At 67.3% G+C, this 18,301-nt stretch carries 18 protein-coding genes; 9 read left to right on the forward strand and 9 right to left on the reverse strand.

Annotated features, from left to right (window positions below; all coding sequences use genetic code 11):
- The first annotated feature begins 4 nt into the window (after nt 1–4).
- Together V5F84_RS10745 and V5F84_RS10750 are read left to right on the forward strand one after the other, a co-directional pair.
- Nucleotides 5–1,975 (forward strand): amidohydrolase, encoded by a 1,971-nt coding sequence (locus tag V5F84_RS10745; RefSeq protein WP_394042792.1) that lies wholly within the window; start codon nt 5–7, stop codon nt 1,973–1,975.
- A gap of 50 nt (nt 1,976–2,025) precedes the next feature.
- Nucleotides 2,026–2,469 carry a DoxX family protein gene (locus V5F84_RS10750; RefSeq protein ID WP_394042590.1) on the forward strand — a complete coding sequence of 148 codons (444 nt, stop codon included), beginning with the start codon at nt 2,026–2,028 and terminating at the stop codon, nt 2,467–2,469.
- 29 nt (nt 2,470–2,498) lie between these two features.
- Here the strand turns inward: V5F84_RS10750 and V5F84_RS10755 are convergent, their stop codons facing one another.
- Complete coding sequence (locus tag V5F84_RS10755) at nt 2,499–3,188, reverse strand: GntR family transcriptional regulator (RefSeq protein ID WP_394042589.1); 690 nt, start codon at nt 3,186–3,188, stop codon at nt 2,499–2,501.
- A gap of 566 nt (nt 3,189–3,754) precedes the next feature.
- Between V5F84_RS10755 and V5F84_RS10760 the strand changes: the two genes are divergently transcribed.
- The 7 genes from V5F84_RS10760 (at nt 3,755) to V5F84_RS10790 (ending at nt 9,788) form a co-directional block, all read left to right on the forward strand.
- Nucleotides 3,755–4,549, forward strand: coding sequence for an SDR family NAD(P)-dependent oxidoreductase (locus V5F84_RS10760; RefSeq protein WP_394042588.1), 795 nt, complete (start codon nt 3,755–3,757; stop codon nt 4,547–4,549).
- Between the two features lie 4 nt (nt 4,550–4,553).
- Complete coding sequence (locus V5F84_RS10765) at nt 4,554–5,369, forward strand: SDR family NAD(P)-dependent oxidoreductase (protein ID WP_394042587.1); 816 nt, start codon at nt 4,554–4,556, stop codon at nt 5,367–5,369.
- Between the two features lie 9 nt (nt 5,370–5,378).
- On the forward strand, nt 5,379–6,164 hold the full coding sequence (locus tag V5F84_RS10770; protein ID WP_394042586.1) for an SDR family NAD(P)-dependent oxidoreductase: 786 nt from the start codon (nt 5,379–5,381) through the stop codon (nt 6,162–6,164).
- A gap of 13 nt (nt 6,165–6,177) precedes the next feature.
- The gene (locus tag V5F84_RS10775) at nt 6,178–6,948 is read left to right on the forward strand and encodes an ABC transporter ATP-binding protein (RefSeq protein WP_394042585.1); all 771 of its coding nucleotides are present in this window, start codon (nt 6,178–6,180) and stop codon (nt 6,946–6,948) included.
- Nucleotides 6,949–6,986: 38 nt separating this feature from the next.
- Complete coding sequence (locus V5F84_RS10780) at nt 6,987–7,811, forward strand: ABC transporter permease (RefSeq protein ID WP_394042584.1); 825 nt, start codon at nt 6,987–6,989, stop codon at nt 7,809–7,811.
- A gap of 80 nt (nt 7,812–7,891) precedes the next feature.
- Complete coding sequence (locus tag V5F84_RS10785; RefSeq protein ID WP_394042583.1) at nt 7,892–8,884, forward strand: ABC transporter substrate-binding protein; 993 nt, start codon at nt 7,892–7,894, stop codon at nt 8,882–8,884.
- Between the two features lie 10 nt (nt 8,885–8,894).
- On the forward strand, nt 8,895–9,788 hold the full coding sequence (locus V5F84_RS10790; RefSeq protein ID WP_394042582.1) for an alpha/beta hydrolase: 894 nt from the start codon (nt 8,895–8,897) through the stop codon (nt 9,786–9,788).
- 107 nt (nt 9,789–9,895) lie between these two features.
- On the opposite strand, the gene V5F84_RS10795 is transcribed toward V5F84_RS10790, so the two are convergent.
- The 8 genes from V5F84_RS10795 to V5F84_RS10830 form a co-directional block, all read right to left on the reverse strand.
- A complete protein-coding gene (locus tag V5F84_RS10795) occupies nt 9,896–10,804 on the reverse strand; it encodes a carbohydrate ABC transporter permease (protein WP_394042581.1) in 909 nt (302 codons plus the stop codon).
- A gap of 20 nt (nt 10,805–10,824) precedes the next feature.
- A complete protein-coding gene (locus V5F84_RS10800) occupies nt 10,825–11,718 on the reverse strand; it encodes a carbohydrate ABC transporter permease (protein ID WP_394042791.1) in 894 nt (297 codons plus the stop codon).
- A 160-nt stretch (nt 11,719–11,878) separates the two neighbouring features.
- On the reverse strand, nt 11,879–13,231 hold the full coding sequence (locus V5F84_RS10805; RefSeq protein ID WP_394042580.1) for an ABC transporter substrate-binding protein: 1,353 nt from the start codon (nt 13,229–13,231) through the stop codon (nt 11,879–11,881).
- A gap of 65 nt (nt 13,232–13,296) precedes the next feature.
- Entirely contained in the window at nt 13,297–14,346 is a 1,050-nt protein-coding gene (locus tag V5F84_RS10810; RefSeq protein WP_394042579.1) for an ABC transporter ATP-binding protein, read from the reverse strand.
- Between the two features lie 78 nt (nt 14,347–14,424).
- On the reverse strand, nt 14,425–15,171 hold the full coding sequence (locus V5F84_RS10815) for an SDR family NAD(P)-dependent oxidoreductase (protein WP_394042578.1): 747 nt from the start codon (nt 15,169–15,171) through the stop codon (nt 14,425–14,427).
- A gap of 29 nt (nt 15,172–15,200) precedes the next feature.
- Nucleotides 15,201–15,983: an SDR family NAD(P)-dependent oxidoreductase gene (locus V5F84_RS10820; RefSeq protein ID WP_394042577.1), complete on the reverse strand. Its 783-nt coding sequence runs from the start codon at nt 15,981–15,983 to the stop codon at nt 15,201–15,203.
- A 9-nt stretch (nt 15,984–15,992) separates the two neighbouring features.
- Complete coding sequence (gene hisD, locus V5F84_RS10825) at nt 15,993–17,297, reverse strand: histidinol dehydrogenase (protein ID WP_394042576.1); 1,305 nt, start codon at nt 17,295–17,297, stop codon at nt 15,993–15,995.
- A gap of 52 nt (nt 17,298–17,349) precedes the next feature.
- Nucleotides 17,350–18,285 (reverse strand): NAD(P)-dependent oxidoreductase, encoded by a 936-nt coding sequence (locus V5F84_RS10830; RefSeq protein WP_394042575.1) that lies wholly within the window; start codon nt 18,283–18,285, stop codon nt 17,350–17,352.
- Nucleotides 18,286–18,301 lie beyond the last annotated feature (16 nt).

Here is an 18,301-nt window from a genome sequence, read left to right on the forward strand (position 1 = left end):
CACCCTGACCACCGGCGCCGCAGCCATCGGCGCGGCATCCCTCGTCGGCGGCCCCGCGGCCGCGCAAACCTCAGATCCCAAGGGTTCGTCCATGACCGCCGAAAAGCCCGCCGCCCCGGCGACCGCCGACCTGCTCCTGGTCAACGGCCGCTTCACCACGCTGGACCGCTCCAATCCCGCGCCCGAGGCGGTGGCCATTGCGGGCGGGGTGTTCCTCAGCGCCGGCACCGAGGCGGAGATGCGCGCGCTGGCCGGCCCGCAGACCCAGGTGATCGACCTCGGCGGACGCCGCGCCGTGCCCGGCCTTATCGACAGCCATATGCACATCATCCGCGGCGGGCTGAACTACAATCTGGAACTGCGGTGGGACGGCGTGCGCTCGCTTGCGCAGGCCATGGAAATGCTGATTCAGCAGGTGGCGAAAACCCCCGCGCCCCAATGGGTGCGGGTGGTCGGCGGCTTCACCGCGCACCAGTTCGCGGAAAAGCGCCTGCCGACGCTGGAAGAGATCAATCTCGCGGCGCCCGACACGCCCGTGTTCATTCTCCATCTGTACGACCGGGCCTTGCTGAACGGCGCGGCGCTGCGCGCGGCGGGCTATACCAAGGACACGCCGAATCCGCCCGGCGGCGAGATCCAGCGCGACGCCAATGGCAATCCCACCGGCCTGCTGCTGGCGCGGCCCAATGCGACGATCCTCTATGCGACCCTCGCCAAGGGCCCGAAGCTGCCGCCCGAATACCAGATCAATTCCACCCGCCATTTCATGCGGGAGATGAACCGCCTCGGCGTCACCACCATCATCGACGCCGGCGGCGGGTTCCAGAATTATCCGGAAGATTATTCGATCATCGAGAAGCTGCACGCCGACGGCCAACTGACCGTGCGCATCGCCTACAACCTGTTCACCCAGAAGCCGAAGCAGGAACTGGCGGATTTCGAGAGCTGGTCGAAGCAGGTGAAGCCGGGGCAGGGCGACGATCTCTATCGCCATAACGGAGCCGGCGAGATGCTGGTCTATTCGGCGGCGGATTTCGAGGATTTCAGCTTCGAGCGGCCGGACATGCCGCCCTCCATGGAAGGCGATCTGGAACCCGTGGTGCGCCTGCTGGCGCAGAACCGCTGGCCCTGGCGGCTGCACGCCACCTATAACGAAACCATCACCCGCGCCCTCGACGTGTTCGAGACGGTGAACCGGGACGTGCCGCTTAAGGGCCTCAACTGGTTCTTCGACCATTGCGAGACCATTTCCGACCGCAACATCGATCGCATTGCCGCGCTCGGCGGGGGCATTGCGGTTCAGCATCGCATGATGTTCCAGGGCGAGGATTTCGTGGAGCGCTACGGCGCCAAGGCGGCCGAGCGGACCCCGCCCATCAAGCGCATGCTGGAGGCCGGGGTTCCGGTCGGCGCGGGCACGGACGCGACCCGCGTCGCAAGCTACAATCCCTGGGTTTCGCTGTCCTGGCTGGTGACCGGACAGACGCTGGGCGGCCTGAAGCTCTATCCCCAGCAGAACCTGCTGAACCGGGAAGACGCGCTGCGCCTGTGGACCGAGGCCAACACCTGGTTCTCCACCGAAGTCGGCAAGAAGGGGCAGATCAAGGCCGGGCAACTGGCCGATCTGATCGTGCTGGATAAGGATTATTTCTCGGTGCCGGAAGATCAGATCCAAGACATCGAGAGCGTGCTGACCCTGCTCGGCGGCAAGCCGGTGCATGGCGTCGGCGAATATGCCGGCCTTGCCCCGCCGCTGCCGCCCGCCATGCCCGATTGGTCGCCGGTGCGCACCTTCGGCGGCTATCAGAAGCGGGCTGAGAGCGAGGACCGCCGCTATGCCTTCACGGGCTGCGGCTGCGCCAGCGCGTGCGGCGTGCATGGGCACGCCCATGCCAAGGCGCTCGCTTCCGCCGCGCCGGCCCGCGACGAAGGCGCCTTCTGGGGCGCGCTCGGCTGTTCCTGCTGGGCGTTCTGAAACGCGCCGCCGCACCCCGCCCGGGGCGGCGGCCAGATGAGGCGAAGGCCATGGCGACAAGCATCCTCGGCGGCGTTCAGGCGTGCGCCGATGCGCTCCTGCGATCCCCCGCGACGGCGCTTCTGGCGCGCGTCGCGGTGGCGGCGCCGTTCCTCTTCAGCGGCTTTGCGAAGCTCGCCGATTTCGGCGGCGCCATGGACGAGGTGCGCGCCCTCACGGGGCTGGAGCCGGCGGCGCTGGTCGCGGTGCTGGTGATCGCGACCCAGCTCGGCGGCTCGGCCCTGCTCGTCGCGGGTGGGCGGATGACCTGGATCGGGGCCGGCCTGCTCGCGGCCTTCACGGCGGTGGCGACGCTGAGCGCCCATGCCTTCTGGCTCAAGCCGGCGGCGGAACAGGTGCTCAACCGCAACATCTTCATCGAGCATATTTCGATCATCGGCGGGCTCGCGGCGGTGGCGATCCTCGCCGCGCGGCCTCTGGCGCGCGGGCGTTAGACCACGCCGCCACGCGGGAAAGCTGAGCGTCAGCGGTCGCCCTTGAAGGCGAAGCTCGGCAGGCGCAGCACCCATTCGCCGGAGCGCTTGAGATGCTGGCGCATCTCGTGTTCGGCGCGGTCGCCATCGCCGTCGAGAATGGCTTGCGCCACCCGCACATGGTCCTGGTGCGAGCTTTCCATATTCTCCGGCTGCATCACCTGGCCCACCTGGAACATCACCACCGGCAGGTGCAGCGTTTCGATGAGGTCGGACAGCATGGTGTTGCCGCTGATCTTGACGATGCAGCGGTGGAACAGGCGGTTGTGCTCCATGAAGAGATGCGTGCGCAGCATCTCGCCCGTGGGGCGCACGGTGTTCCACACGCTGGTGAAATAGCTGCGGTTGGACTCGGTGCCGATATGTTCGGCCGCGAGCCGTGCGGCGAGGCTCTCCAGGTTTTCCCGGATCTGGAACAATTCGCGCACCTGATCGCGCGACAGCCGCCGCACCACCGCGCCGCGATTGGGAATGATCTCCAGCAGCCCGTCGGCCTCCAGGCGGCGGAACGCCTCGCGCACCGTGCCGCGGCTGATGCCGATCTCGGCCGTCAGGTCGCCGGCGATCAGCCGCTGGCCGGGAACGAGCCGGCCGGCGAAGATCGCATCGCGCAGCCGCTGGACCGTATGTTCCACGGTCTGGCCGTGCCGGGCATCGAGGCCCTCTCCATTCAGCTCCATCGCCACCCTCTCACCGCTTCGACCGGATTATCACAAGAGGCCTTGACAGGATATCTATCCAACAAGATTATCCTACAATCCTGGCTGAAACGAAATCAAACATAAAGCCGGGTGGGGCCAGCAGCCCCGGAGAGAAACGCCGCCGCCCGCAAGGGTAAACCCCGTACGGGCAAACCCCTCACGGGCCAGTCCCGCGCAGGCATGTTCCCGACGACCCGCCTCGCAAAGACGGGTCGCGCCGGATCGTGTCCCGCGCAGGCAATCGAGGTGCCCCATGGTTCCAGACTCCTTCTGAGGCGTTGCGCGCCTGCGCCGGCCGGTCTCCCGCGGAGCGGCCGATGCGCCCGGCGCGCATGCAGAGCCTTTCCCGAACCGCATGCGTTCCGCAGGCCGCGCCCGTCCGGGCGCAGCTGGCCGGCGGCGGTGCAATGCCTTCGTGCGCTTGCTTCCGGCCCGGCTGGTTCGGGGCCGCCGGCGCACGCCCCGAACCTCCGGCGCGCCTTGCCGTGCCGGCCGAAAGACGCGGCCATGGGGCCGCTGGATTTTCACCTCAAAGGACGACACACATGGATCTTGGGATCAAAGGGCGGGTGGCCATCGTGAGCGGCGGCAGCCGTGGCATCGGCCGCGAGGCGGCGCGCGAATTCCTGGAAGCGGGGGTCAAGGTGATGATCTCCTCGCGGCACGGCGACCAGGCGGCGGCCACGGCTGCGGAACTCGCGCAGCAGACCGGCGGCGAGATCCGCGCCACCCAGGCGGATTCCCGCCAGCAGGCCGATGTCGAGAACCTGGTGAAGGAGACGCTGGCCGCCTACGGCACCGTGGACATTCTCGTGAACTGCGCCGGCGAGATGTATTCCGGCCGCTTCGAGGAAATGACCGACGAGGGCCTGCAGAACCAGCTCAACACCAAGCTGTTCGGCTGGATGCGGGCGATCCGCGCGGTGGCGCCCATCATGCGGGAGAAGAAGTGGGGCCGCATCGTCAGCCTCATCGGCGGCGCCGGCAAGGAGCCCGATCCCTACATGTTCGGCTCGGCCATCACCAACAGCGCCCTGCTCAACATGACCAAGTCGCTCTCCACCGAATTCGGGCCGGACAATGTGCTGGTCAACGCCATCTGCCCCGGCTGGGTCGCGACCGACCTGTGGCGGCGCAACGAGGAGGGCCTGAAGAAGGACCTCGGCGTCCAGTCCACCGAAGAAGCGCGCAAGCTCGCCGCCAAGAAGAACGCGCTCGGCCGCTTCGGCCGGCCGGAGGAACTGGCGAATGCCATCGCCTTCCTGTGTTCCGAGCGCGCCAGCTACATCACCGGCGTGTCGCTGAACACGGACGGCGGCCGGCTGAAGGGGCTCTGGTGAGCTTATGGATCTCGCGCTGACAGACCGCACGGCGATCGTCACCGGAGCATCGCGCGGGATCGGCTTTGCCATCGCCGCGCGCCTGCTCGCGGAGGGGGCGCGCGTGGCGATCTGCGGGCGCGATGCCGCCCGGCTCGATGCGGCGGCCGAAAGGCTGCGCGCGTCGGGTGGGCGCGAGGCGGGCAGGGCGGGGGGAGCCGTGCTCGCGGTGTCGGCGGATACGTCCGTGTCCGCCGACCGCGCCCGCCTCGTGAACGCGACGCTGGAGCGGTTCGGGCGGGTGGATATCCTCGTCAACAATGCGGGCACCCACGTGCGCGCCACCGTGGACGACATGACCGACGCGCAGCTCCAGGGCCAGCTCGACGACAAGCTGTTCGGCTTCCTCGGCATGATCCGCGCGGTGCTGCCCGGCATGCGGGCGCGCGGCGATGGCCGGGTCGTGAACATCATCGGCCAGGCGACGCGGCATCCCCATCCCGACCGGCTGCCCTCCGGCATCGCCAATGCGGCGGCGCAGGCCATGTCGAAAGCGCTCGCGGATGCGCTGGCGCGGGAGAACATCCGCATCAACACGGTGTGCCCGCAATATATCGAGACCGATATTCTCGCCGGCGTCATCGCCAAGGAAATGGCCGACCGTGGCCTCGACCGGGCGAGCGCGGCGTCCGGTTTCACCCGCGCCAACGTGCTCGGGCGCCTCGGCACGGCCGAGGAGGTGGCGGACCTCGTGGCCTTCCTGGTTTCCGACCGGGCGGACCATGTCAGCGGCAGTTCGGTGTCGATCGATGGCGGCTATCACCGCCATGTCTTCGGATAGGCGGGCACCATGGATCTGAGCTTGTCCGGGAAAACCGCCATCGTCTCCAACGGCTGTTCCCCGTTCGGATCGGCGGTGGCCGCGCGGCTCCTTCAGGAGGGCGCGCGGGTCGCCGTCGGCGGGCGCGATGCGCGCGCGCTCTGGGCGGCCCTGGTGGCGCTCGGGGCCCATGGGGAGGCGCGGGCGATCCCCATGCCGGACGGCGATCCGGCCGCGGGCATGCCGCAGATGGTGCGCGCCGCCGTGGTCACGTTCGGCGCACCGGACATCCTGGTGGCGGATGTGTGCGCGCCGCTGGAAGGGACGCTCGATACGGTGACGCCGGAGCGCCTTGCGGCCTATCTGCGGGACGGGCTGGTGGCGCTCTGGGCCTTCGTCCAGGAAGGCGCCGCCCATATGCCGCAGGGCGGGGGCGGGCGGATCGTCGTGCTGATCAATGCGGCGGGGAAGATTCCGGGCCGGGACTTTCTGGCTGCGGCCGTGCTTGGCGCCGCGCAGCATGCCTTCGTAAAGTCGGTGTCCGATCATTTCGGACCCCGGGGCATTACGGTCAATGCGGTGTGCGTCGGCGCCGTGGACCCCGGCGCGGCCGGCGGGGGGATCGGCACCGAAGCTTATCTCGGCCGCGGCCTCGGCCAGCAGGAAAGCGGATGGGGCGCCGCACCGCCCCTCGGGCGCTGGTGCACGCCCGACCAGGTGGCCGACGCCGTGGCCTTCCTCGCCTCGGCCCGCGCCGGCTTCGTGACCGGCGCCAATATCGACGTGGACGGCGGCCAGCAACGCATGATCTTCTGAACGGGAAACAGGCATGATCGAGCTTCAGCACATCAGCAAGACGTTCAAGAAGAAGGAGAGTGCGCTTCATGCCGTGCAGGATGTGAACCTGACGATCGCGCCAAGATCCATCGTTGCGCTGATCGGCCCCTCCGGCTGCGGGAAATCCACGCTGCTCAACATGATCGCCGGCCTCTATGCGCCGAGCGAGGGGCAGGTGTTCTACGATGGAAGACGCGTCACCGACGTCAATACCAACGTCGGCTACATGACGCAGAAGGACAATCTGCTGCCCTGGCGCACGGTGCTGGACAATGTCGCCTTCCCCCTGGAGGTCGCCGGAGTGCCGCAGGCGGAGCGCTATGCCGCCGCCGCGAAACTGATCGACCTCGTGGGCCTCTCCGGCTTCGAGCAGAAATATTCGCACGAATTGTCCGGCGGCATGCGCAAGCGGGTCTGCCTCGCGCGCATGCTGATCTACAAGCCGAACGCGCTGCTGCTGGACGAGCCGTTCGCGGCGCTCGACGCGCAATTGCGCATCGCCATGCATGCGCTGCTCATGCGCCTGTGGGAGGAGCAGCAGCAGACCATCCTGTTCGTGACCCACGACCTCGTGGAGGCGATCACGCTCGCCGACCGGGTCGTGGTGTTCACGCGCCGGCCCGCCAGCGTGGTGCTGGAGCAGGACATCGACCTGCCGCGCCCGCGCGATGTTCACGAAGTGCGCTTCACGGAACCCTTCCACCGCATCCACAATGCCCTGTGGGACCGCCTGCGCACGCAATATGACGAGGTGCGCCTATGAGCCCGGCGAAGGCGACGGCAGAACCGGAGACCAGCCTCATGCAGACTCCCCGCTCCGGCCGCGACGTGCCGCCCGCCACCGACGCCCCCCATCGGCTGGCCGACATGGGCACCAGCCGGATGATGGTGTTCCAGGTCCTGCTCGGGGTCGCGCTGCTGATCGTGTGGCAACTCGTCTCCGGCCGCCTGGTGGACAATTTCCTCATCAGCAATCCCATTTCCATCGCCTCCCGGCTCTGGACCTGGACGCTGAACGGCTCGATCTTCATCCACATCTGGGCGACGGTGTACGCGACCGTCCTCGGCTTCGTGATCGGCGCGGTGGCGGGCGTGGCGGGGGGCGTGTGGCTCGGCCTGTCGCCGTTCATGAGCCGCCTGCTCAATCCCTATATCTGGGCGTTCAACGCGGTGCCGAAGGTGGCGCTGGCGCCGCTGTTCATCCTGTGGTTCGGCCTCGGCATCGAATCCAAGGTGGCGCTGGCCGCGATCCTGGTGGTGTTCCTGGTGTTCGTGAACACTTATGCCGGCGTGCGCGAGGTGGACCAGGACCTGATCGACGGCGCCCGCCTCATGCGCGCCTCCAAGCGGCAGATCCTGATGAAGGTGATCCTGCCGTCCTCGCTCGCCTGGATCTTCGTCGGCTTGAAGACGGCGGTGCCGTTCGCGCTCATCGGCACCATCATCGGCGAGATGATCGCGGCGAACCGGGGCCTCGGCTATCTCGTCCAGCGCGCCGGCAGCGATTTCGACACGGCCGGGGTGTTCGCGGCGCTGGTGGCGATCGCCGCCCTCGCCGTGGTGTTCAACGAGATCGTCGGCACGGTCCAGGCGAAGATGGACGGCTGGAAGGTCATCAGCCGCTGAGCCGGGGCGCCCGGCCGGATCAAGAGAAGAAGAAGGCCGAGCCTCGCAAAAAAAAGAGGCCGGCATATCGGGAGGAACAGATGAAACAGCACCTGAAACTGGCGCTGGCGGCCTTGTGCGCCAGCTTTCTCTGGCAAGGGGCGGCGCGCGCGCAGGAAACCGTGCGCATCGCCAATATCGGCCATGGCTATTATGCCGGACCGCTCTACGTGGCCATGCGCGAGGGCCTGTTCGAGAAGCACGGGCTCAAGGCGGACGTCACCTTCATCAAGGGCGGCGCCCTGGTGTTCCAGGCCGTGCTCGGGCGCAGCGCCGATTTCGGCGTGCTGAGCTATGAGCATGTGCTGACCGCGGCGGCGCAGGGCAAGAACATCGTCTCGGTGTTCAACGTCACCACCCGGCCGCTGAACAATCTCATCGCCACCAACGCCTTTTACGATGCCTATCCCAACGCCACCATCGAGCAGAAGGTGCGGGCGCTGAAGGGCAAGAAGGTGGGCGCGCCCTCCGCCGGCGGATCGGGCGAGAAGATGCTCGGCGTGCTGGCGAAGCGCTACGGCCTCGCGCTGCCGGGCGACGTGGAGCTGGTCTATCTCGGCACGGATGCCGCCTCCTATGTGGGCGCGTTCCGCGGCAAGCTGGTGGATGCCGGCATTCCGTTCGAGCCGGCGGGCGCCGTGGTCGAGCAGGAGGGGCTGGGCAAGATCTTCATCAATCTGATGAACGGCGAGATCCCCGAGTTCCGCGACCTGGTGTTCATGACGCTCGCCACCCATCCCGACATGCTGCGCGAGCGGCCGGAGACGGTGCGCAAGGTGGTGGCGGTGTTCGTGGAAGCGCAGAAGATCCTGCTCGATCCGGCGCGCGGCAAGGCCATCATGGCCGCCGAATTCCCCGACATGTCGTCCGCCACCAACGACAAGGCCTATGAGATCGTCCGCCAGATCTGGAGCCCGGACGGCCGCATGACCCTGGAGGGGGCGAAGAAGGTGTTCGACTTCCTCCAGCCCGCCGGCACCACGCCGATCGTCTACGAGAACACCTTCACGAACGCGTTCCTGCCCAAGAACTGAGGCGATCGCCATGTCCGAAATCCAAAGCGAGGAACACTGGGCCCAGAAGGGCCCGGTGTCCCTGTTCCTGTGGCGCAAGCGCCTGGCGAAACCCGCTCCGGAGGGCCGGCCGCCGATCATCCTCGTGCACGGCTCCTCCACCTGCGGCATCCCCTCGTTCGATCTCCAGGTGCCGGGGCAGGCGGATTATTCCTTCATGGACTGGCTGGCCCGGCGCGGCTGGGACGTGTGGACGCTCGACCACGAGGGCTACGGCCGTTCCTCCATGACCCTCGGCAATTCCAACGTCGCGAGCGGCGCGCAGGATCTCGCGGCGGCGCAGGCCGTGATCGCGCGCGAGACCGGCTCGCCCCATGCCCATGTCTATGGCATGTCCTCCGGGGCGCTGCGGGCGGCGCTGTTCGCGCAGAATGCCCCGGAGGTGGTGCAGCGCCTCGTGCTCGACGCCTTCGTGTGGACCGGCGAGGGCTCGCCCACGCTCGCCAAGCGCAAGGAGGGCGTCGCCTCGTTCCGCGCCAGCAATCGCCGGCCGATCAGCGCCGCCTATATCGAGAGCATCTTCACCCGCGACCTGCCGGGCACCACCCATCCCGCGGTGATTGCGGCGTGCGCGCAGGCGCAGATGGCGCTCGGCGACAGCGTGCCCACCGGCACCTATCTCGACATGACCACCAACCTGCCCCTGGTGGACCCGCTCAAGATCGCCGCGCCGACCCTGATCGTGCGCGGCGAGCACGACGGCATCGCCACCATCGAGGACCTGCTGGCGTTCTTCCGCCTGCTTCCGAGCGGCGACAAGCGCTTCGCCAGCCTGCCGGGCATCGCCCATGTGAGCCCGCTCGGCATCAAGCGCCATCTGCTGTGGAATGCGGTGGATGACTTCCTCGCCGCCGGCACGGCCTGAGCGGGGCGGGGCCGACGCCCCCATTCAAATGCAGAAGCCGGAGCGCGCGAGCGCCCCGGCTTTTTTCTTGTCGATGCTTTTCCTGCGGATGCGTGGCGCGCCCGCGCTCACTCCTTCACGGCGCCGGCCAGCGAGGAGACGTAGTGGTTCACGAAGAAGGAATAGAGGATGCAGATCGGCAGCGAGCCCACCAGCGCCCCGGACATCAGCGCCCCCCAGCGATAATTGTCGCCGTCGGTGAACACCGTCACGATGGCGATGGGCACGGTCTTGTTCGCTTCCGACTGGATGAACACCAGCGCATAGATGAATTCGTTCCAGCACAAGGTGAAGCAGAAGATGCCGGCCGAGATCAGCCCCGGCACCGCCAGCGGCAGGATGATCTTGATGAGGATCTGTAGCCGCGAGGCGCCGTCCATCAGCGCGCACTCTTCCAGCTCGTAGGGAATGGTCTTGAAATAGCCGATCAGCAGCCAGGTGGAGAACGGGATCAGGATGGTCGGATAGGTCAGGATCAGGGCGAACGGGCTGTCGAACAGGCCGTAGGCCGAGACCACGACCGCGAGCGGGATGAACAGCACCGAGGGCGGCACGAGATAGGCGAAGAAGATCATCACCCCGACGAACCGCGCGCCACGAAAGCGGATGCGCGTGATGGCATAGGCCGCGAGCACGCTCGCCGCCAGGGAGAGGGCGGTCGCCGTCACCGAAACCATCATGGTGTTGAGCAGCCAGCGCGGATAATGCGAGCCGAACAGCAGGTCCTTGAGATGCTGCAAGGTCGGCTGCCACACCCAGAACGGGTTGAAGGTGTTGAAATCCGTGAGTTCCGCCGTCGACTTGAACGAGGTCAGCGTCATCCAATAGAAGGGGAACAGCAGCACGAACAGGATGATGGTGAGCGGGACATAGAGATAGACCACCCGCTTCGGCAGGGTCTCCAGATAATCCATGCCCTCGCCCTCGGGCGCCGACTTGATCTTGCGCCCGAGCCGGGTCGCCGATGTATCCGTCATGGTCGCCTCCGTGGAGTGGGTCATTGGTCGTTCCCCTGCTGCCATTTCTGCCGTTGCAGGCCGAACCAGGAAATCATGATGGCGCCGAGCAGGAACGGGATCATCGCCACCGCGATGGCCGATCCCTCGCCGAGCTGCCCGCCGAGGATCGCGCGCTGGTAGGAGAGCGTCGCCATCAGGTCGGTGGCATTGGCCGGTCCGCCGCGCGTCAGCACCCAGATCAGCTGGAATTCGGTGAAGGTGAACAGCACCGAAAAGGTCATCACCACGGCGATGATGGGCGTGAGCATGGGATAGGTGATGCGGCGGAACATCTGCCAGCTCGACGCGCCGTCGATGGTGGCGGCCTCATAGAGCGAGACCGGCACGGTCTGCAGCCCGGCCAGCAGGGTGATGGCGATGAACGGGATGCCGCGCCACACGTTGGCGAAGATCACGGAGGCGCGCGCAAGGTCGCGATCGCCGAGGAAGTTGATGTTGTGGTCGATCAGCCCGAGCGACTTCAGCGACCAGGAGATCACCGAGAACTGGCTGTCCAGGATCCACCAGAAGGCGATGGCCGAGAGCGCGGTCGGCACGATCCAGGGCAGCAGCACCACCGCGCGGATCAGCGCCTTGAAGGGCAGGCGCTTGTTCAGCAGGATCGCGAGATAGAAGCCGATGGCGAATTTGAAGATGCTCGCGCCGGCCGTGAAGATCAGGGTGTTCATCACCGCGATGATGAAAACCGGGTCGTCGATCAGCCAGATGTAATTGCCGAGGCCGATGAATTCGCCGGGGCTGCCCATGCGCGTGTCGGTGAAGCTCAGCCACACGCCATAGGCGAGCGGATAGGCCAGGAACAGGATCAGAAACGCCACCGCCGGCAGCATGAACCAGAGGGCCTGGAAGTTTCGATTTCCGCTCAGCGCCATCCACCGCGAGCGGCGGACGGGCGTTTCCGGCTTCGTTGCCACGTTCGCAATGGCGTCTTGGGCGTTCATGATGAGGCTCATCCTGGCTCTCTGCGCTGTCCGCGGGCATCGGGACCGCCCGGCGGGGAACGCCGGGCGGCCGGTCGAGGGGCGAGGCGGCTCAGCGATAGATGCGCTGGGCCGAACGCGCCGCGTTCGCCATGGCTTCCTTCTCGTTGGAGCGGCCGGTCGCCACGGAGGCGAACATGTCGACGATGATGAAGTCGGCCAGCGCGGCCGCCGCGCGCCGGTCGAGCGCGCCGCGGAAGCCGGGCCAGAGGCTGCGGGCGGTGGCCTCGCGGAAGATCTTGATCTTCGGGTCGGAATTCCAAACCGGGTTGGAATCATAGGCGTTCAGCGTCTGGGTCAGATAGCCGCGCGAGCTTTCCAGCCACGGGTTCATCTGGTTGGCTTCCATGAGGAAGGCCATGAACGCCTTACAGGCCTGCGGATACTTGGTGTATTTGAACGCCACCAGCGGGAAGGCGAGTTGCAGCTCGGTCGGCTTGCCGGCGACGCCGATGGGATAGACCGCATGGTCCATGTCGGCGGCGAGCGCCGCCATCTTGGCGGCCTGCTCCTTGGCGCCGGCGTCCGCGCCCTCCGGCACCTTCGATTGCGCCAGCGCGTTCTGGTAGATCGAGCAGCCGTTGTTGGTGAGATAGCATTCGCCGGCCGCGAACGCCGCATTGTTGGTGGGGTCGAGCCAGGAGGCGGTGCCGGGCAGGAAGGTCTCGTAGAGCGCCTTCACATAGCGCAGCGCATCGGCGGTTTCCGGCGCGTCGATGATGACCTTGCCCTTCTCGTCCACCAGCGAGGCATTGTGGCTCCACAGCGCCCAGTGCAGCCACGCATTGGCGTCGGCGGTGGCGCGGCCGAGCGGCAGGCCGGCCGGGGTGTTGTTGGCCTTCATCGCCTTGCACAGTTCGAGGAAGGCGGCGTTGGTGGTCGGGAATTCGGAGAACCCGGCCTTCTTCACCGCGGAGATGCGGTAATTGAGATAATTGCCGTTCACCGCGACCGGGATGCAGATCCACTTGTCGCCGCTGCGGCCGAAGGTCGACGAAGCGCCGATCCAGCCGCCGTATTTGCCGCCGAGGTAAGTGGCGACGTCGGTGACGTCCACCGCATGGTCCGGAAACAGGTGGGGCAGGGAGAACAGGCCCCAGAACATGTCCGGGCCGCTGCCCACGTTCACCGCCACCGAGGCCTTGGGCTGGATGTCGTCCCAATTCTCGGACACCACCGTGATCTTGGTGCCGGTGGCCTTGGTGAAGGCCTCGGTGATCGCCATGAAGGCCTTGTCCTCGGCCTCCAGATAGCGGCGCCACCGCGTGATCCGCAATTCGGACCCCGCCTCGGGCGTCCAGGAATTGGTGGCGGCCCAGGCCTTCGCGAAGGAGAGAAGATCGGTGCTTGCGGCAAGGCCGACGCCGGCGGCCCCGGTCAGGAATGTTCGACGGTCCAGTGTCATCAGGCTTTCCTCCCACCAGGATCTTCGGAAGCGAGATCCCTTGTTTTTGAGCTTCGGTTGCGCAGCTAGTTCAGCCGCGCGCCCGTGTCGGCATCGAACAGGTGTTCGATGCCCGCGTCGGGCGCGACGGTGAGCCGGTCGCCCGGCGCGATCGCGAGCCGCTCGCGCAGCACGCAATTGATGTCCTGACCGGCGACGCGCGCGACCACATGAGTCTCCGCGCCGGTGGGCTCGACCACCACCACCTCCACCGGCACGCCCTTGGGATCGAGCCGCAGATGTTCCGGCCGCACGCCGTACACAGCCGGCCCGGCCTTCGCCGCGCGGGTCTGGAGCGGCAGCACGATGCCGTCCCCGAGCGCGAAGCCGGAGGGCGTGATCCGGCCATTGAGGAAATTCATGGCCGGCGAGCCGATGAAGCCGGCGACGAACTGGTTGGCCGGAGTGTCGTAAAGCTCCAGCGGGGCGCCGATCTGCTCCACCTGGCCGTCGCGCATCACCACGATCTTGTCGGCCATGGTCATGGCCTCGATCTGGTCGTGGGTGACGTAGATCATGGTGGTGCCGAGCTTCTGGTGCAGCTCCTTGATTTCGGCCCGCATGGTCACGCGCAGCTTGGCGTCGAGGTTGGAGAGCGGCTCGTCGAACAGGAACAACTGCGGATCGCGCACGATCGCCCGGCCCATGGCGACGCGCTGGCGCTGGCCGCCGGACAATTGGCGCGGGAAGCGGTCCAGCAGATGGGAAAGCCCGAGGATCTGGGCGGCGCGGTCCACCCGCTCCTCGACCTTGGCCTTGGGCGCGCGCTGCAAATCCAGCGAGAAGCCCATGTTGGCGCGCACCGTCATGTGCGGGTAGAGGGCATAGTTCTGGAACACCATGGCGATGTCGCGCTGCTTGGGCGGCACCTCGTTCACCACCCGGTCGGCGATGCGGATCTCGCCGTCGGAAATGCTCTCCAGCCCCGCGATCATGCGCAGCAGGGTGGATTTCCCGCAGCCCGACGGGCCGACCAGAACGACGAATTCGCCGTCGGTAATGTCGATCGACACGCCGTCGATGATCGCGGCGGCGCCGAACCGCTTCCTGACGTCACGAACTTCGACCGAGGCCATGTCTTCATCTCCCTGTTGGTGCGAACCGCGTTGGCGCGGATGTGGTGTTGGGCCGGCGGCGCGCGCCGGCCGGACGCGTCAGTGGATGAATTGCCCGCCGTTCACGTCGAGGATGGAGCCGGTGACGAAACGGGCGAGGTCGGAGGCCAGGAACAGGCAGACGCAGGCGACGTCGTCCGCCGCGCCGAGGCGGCCGAGCGGGATGTCGGCGGCAATCTGCGCCTTGCGCTCCGCGCTCATCTTGCCCTGGAAGATGTCGGTATCGATGGTCCCGGGCGAGACGGCATTGACGCGGATGCGGTCCTTGCCGAGTTCGCGCGCCAGGGATTTCGTCAGGCTGTGCACCCCGCCCTTGGCGGCGGCGTAGTGCGGCCCGCCGAACAGGCCGCCGCCGCGCTGGGCGGCGACGGAGCCGAAGCACACGATGCTGCCGCCGCTTTCGCGCATGTGCGGCACCGCCGCCTGGCACATGTTGAGGCTGCCGCGCAGGCTCACGTCGATCACGAGGTCGAACTTCTCCTGCGTGATCTCCATCAGGCTGTCGCTCTGGCTGACGCCCGCGGCATTCACCACGATGTCGATCTGCCCGTATTCCGCCAGCACGGCGGCGATCAGCGCGTGGCACTGGTCCGGGTCGGCGACGTCGCAGGCGAAGCCGCGATGCGCGGCGCCGAGGGCGGCGGCGGCGGCTTCGGCGGCGAGGGCGTCGAGATCGACGATCACCACCCGCGCGCCTTCATCGGCGAACCGCTTCGCCGTGGCGCGGCCGATCCCGCGTTCGGAGGCCGCACCGGTTATGATGGCGACCTTGCCTTCGAGCAGCATGAAACACACTCCATTTGTGGGCGGCGCCGTCAGTCGGCGGTCCAGCCGCCGTCGATCACGAGGGACGAGCCGGTCATCAGGGCGGAGGCATCGGAGGCGAGGAACACCACCGCGCCGATCAGGTCTTCCACCTTGCCGATGCGGCCGAGCTTGATCTTGTTCAGCACCTCGGCGCGGAACGCGGGATTGCTCAGGAAATTCCCGGAGAGCGGCGTCTCGATGAAGGTCGGGCACAGCGTGTTGACGCGGATGCCGTAGGGCGCGAGGTCGACCGCCATGGCCTTGCTCATGCCCTCCATGGCCCATTTCGAGGCGCAATAGACGGTGCGCGTGGCGGCGCCCACATGGCCCATCTGCGAGGACATGTGGATGATCGAGCCGCCTCGGCCCGCCGCCACCATGCCGCGCGCCACCGCCTGCGCCATGAAATAGGCGGCCCGAACGTTGAGCCCCATGATGACGTCGAAATCCTCCACCGGCACGTCGAGGAACGGCTTGGTGCGGTTCGTGCCGGCGTTGTTCACCAGGATGTCGTAGGGCGCGTGTGCCTCCAGCGCGGCGGGAATGGTCTCCACCGCGCTCACGTCCAGGGTCAGCGTATCGGCCGAGCCGCCGGCGCGGGCGATCTCGTCCGCCGCCGCTTCGATCTCGTCCGCCGTCCGGGCGGCGAGGGTGACATGGGCGCCCATGGCCGCGAGCGTGCGCGCCGAGGCGAGGCCGATGCCGCGCCCGGCGCCGCTGATGAGGGCGCGCTTGCCGGTGAGGTTGAAGGCGGGCGCGTAGCCGCCCGCGGTGCTGTCGAGGACGTTCATGTGCGCCCCCTATTCCGCCGCCGTGGCATAGGGGATATTGCGCCCGCCATAGCGCCGCACGCGGATGTTGGCCTGCTCGGCATGGCCGGCGAAGCCTTCCAGCATGCACAGGCGCGAGCAATATTCCCCGATCATCGCCGAAGCGGCGTCGGTGAGCACCTTCTGGTAGGTGACGGTCTTGATGAACTTGCCCACCCAGAGCCCGCCGGTGTAGCGGGCGGCGCCCAGCGTCGGCAGGGTGTGATTGGTGCCGATCACCTTGTCGCCGAACGCCACATTGGTGCGCGGGCCGAGGAACAGGGCGCCGTAATTGCGCATGTTGTTGAGGAAATAATCCGGGTCGCGGGTCATCACCTGCACGTGCTCGGAGGCGATGCGGTCGGCCTCGCGGACCATTTCCTCATAATCGTCGCACACGATCACGGCGCCGTAATCGGCCCAGGATTTCGCGGCGATCTCGCCCGTGGGCAGGATGGTCAGCAGGCGTTCCACCTCCGCCATGGTCTCGCGCGCCAGCTTCTCGGAATTGGTGAGGAGAATGGCGGGGGAGTTGGGCCCGTGCTCCGCCTGGCCGAGCAGGTCGGTGGCGCACATTTCCGCATCCACGCTCTCGTCGGCGATGACGAGGGTTTCCGTGGGGCCGGCGAACAGGTCGATGCCCACACGGCCGAACAGCTGGCGCTTGGCTTCCGCGACGAAGGCGTTTCCGGGGCCGACCAGCATGTCCACCGGCGAAATGGTCTGGGTGCCGATGGCCATGGCGCCGACCGCCTGCACACCGCCGAAGCAATAGATCACGTCCGCGCCGGCGAGATGCTGGGCAGCGACGATGGCGGGCGCCGGCTTGCCGTGGAACGGCGGGGCGCAGGTGACGATATTCGGCACGCCCGCCACCTTCGCCGTGACAACGGACATATGGGCGGAGGCGAGCAGCGGATATTTGCCGCCCGGCACGTAGCAGCCGACCGAATTCACCGGGATGTTCTTATGGCCGAGCACGACGCCCGGCAGGGTTTCCACCTCGATGTCCAGGAGCGCCGCGCGCTGGTGCTGGGCAAAATTGCGCACCTGCTCCTGGGCGAACTTGATGTCCTCGATATCGCGGGCCGAAAGCTCACTCAGGCAGTCGCGGATCTCGCGGTCGGTGAGGCGATAGTCGGCGCGGTCCCAGCCGTCGAACTTCACCGAAAGCGCGCGCACCGCCTCGTCGCCGCGCGCCTCGATGTCGGCGAGAATGCCTTCCACCACGGCGCGCACCTTGGCCTGGTCGGCTGCCTTGTCGGCGCTCTGGCGCCCTTCCTTGAGTATCCGCATGGTCTGCTCCCGCCACCTCGCGTGGCCTGTTGGATTGTGAAAAGACTGCGGCTCAGGCCGCGTCGCGCGTCTTGGGGGGCGCCGGCTCGACGCCGGCCCAGTCCTCGATCACCGCGGAGATGCGCGAGCAATCATCCTTGCCCATGCCCTGGCTCATGAAAAACTGCCACATCTGCCGCACCGAGGCGCCGAGCCACATGGGCACGCCGGCGCGGTCCGCCTCTTCCAGGCACAGCACCACGTCCTTGTGCATCAGCTCGGTGCGGAAATTCTGGTTGTAGGTGCGCGGCACGACGAAGTTGGGATAGGCCACTTCCGACACCCAGGAGCGGCCCGAGCCGGCATTGATCACCTGGAACAGCAGCGCGGGATCGATGCCGCCCTTCTCCGCGAACGCCATCGCCTCGCCCACGGCGATCATGTTGGTGGCGGTGAGGATGTTGTTCGCAAGCTTGACCGTCTGCGCCTGGCCGACCTCGGTGCTGATCTCCACCACGGTGCGGGCGAAGCTGTCGAAGAACGGGCGCGCCTTTTCCACCGTCGCCTTCGGGCCGGCGGTCATCACCGCCAGCGTGCCGTTGACGACGCCGATGGGGCCGCCGCTCACCGGCGCATCCAGGGTGGCGATGCCGCGCTTTCCGAGCACCTCCGCCACATGGCGGATCATGGTCGGGCCGATGGTGGACATATCGATGTAATGGCGCAGCGCGCCGCCGTCGCAGAGGCCGTTCTCGCCCAGCGCCACATGTTCCACGATGGCCGGGGTCGGCAGGGACGAGAAGACGATCTCGGCCACGTCGGCCACCGCGCGCGGGCTGGCGGCGGCGGTGGCGCCGAGCGCGACGGCGCGCTCCACGGCACCCTGGTCGAGATCATAGACATGGACGGCGAGGCCCTTGCCGCGCGCGCGCTCCACCATGGCCGCGCCCATGGCGCCGAGCCCGACGAAGCCGTAGGTCTGCGGGAGGTTCGAGGTGCTGGAAGACATCGCTAGCTTTCCTTCG

The organism is Roseixanthobacter liquoris (assembly GCF_043195135.2).
Classification (GTDB): Bacteria; Pseudomonadota; Alphaproteobacteria; order Rhizobiales; family Xanthobacteraceae; genus NCEH01.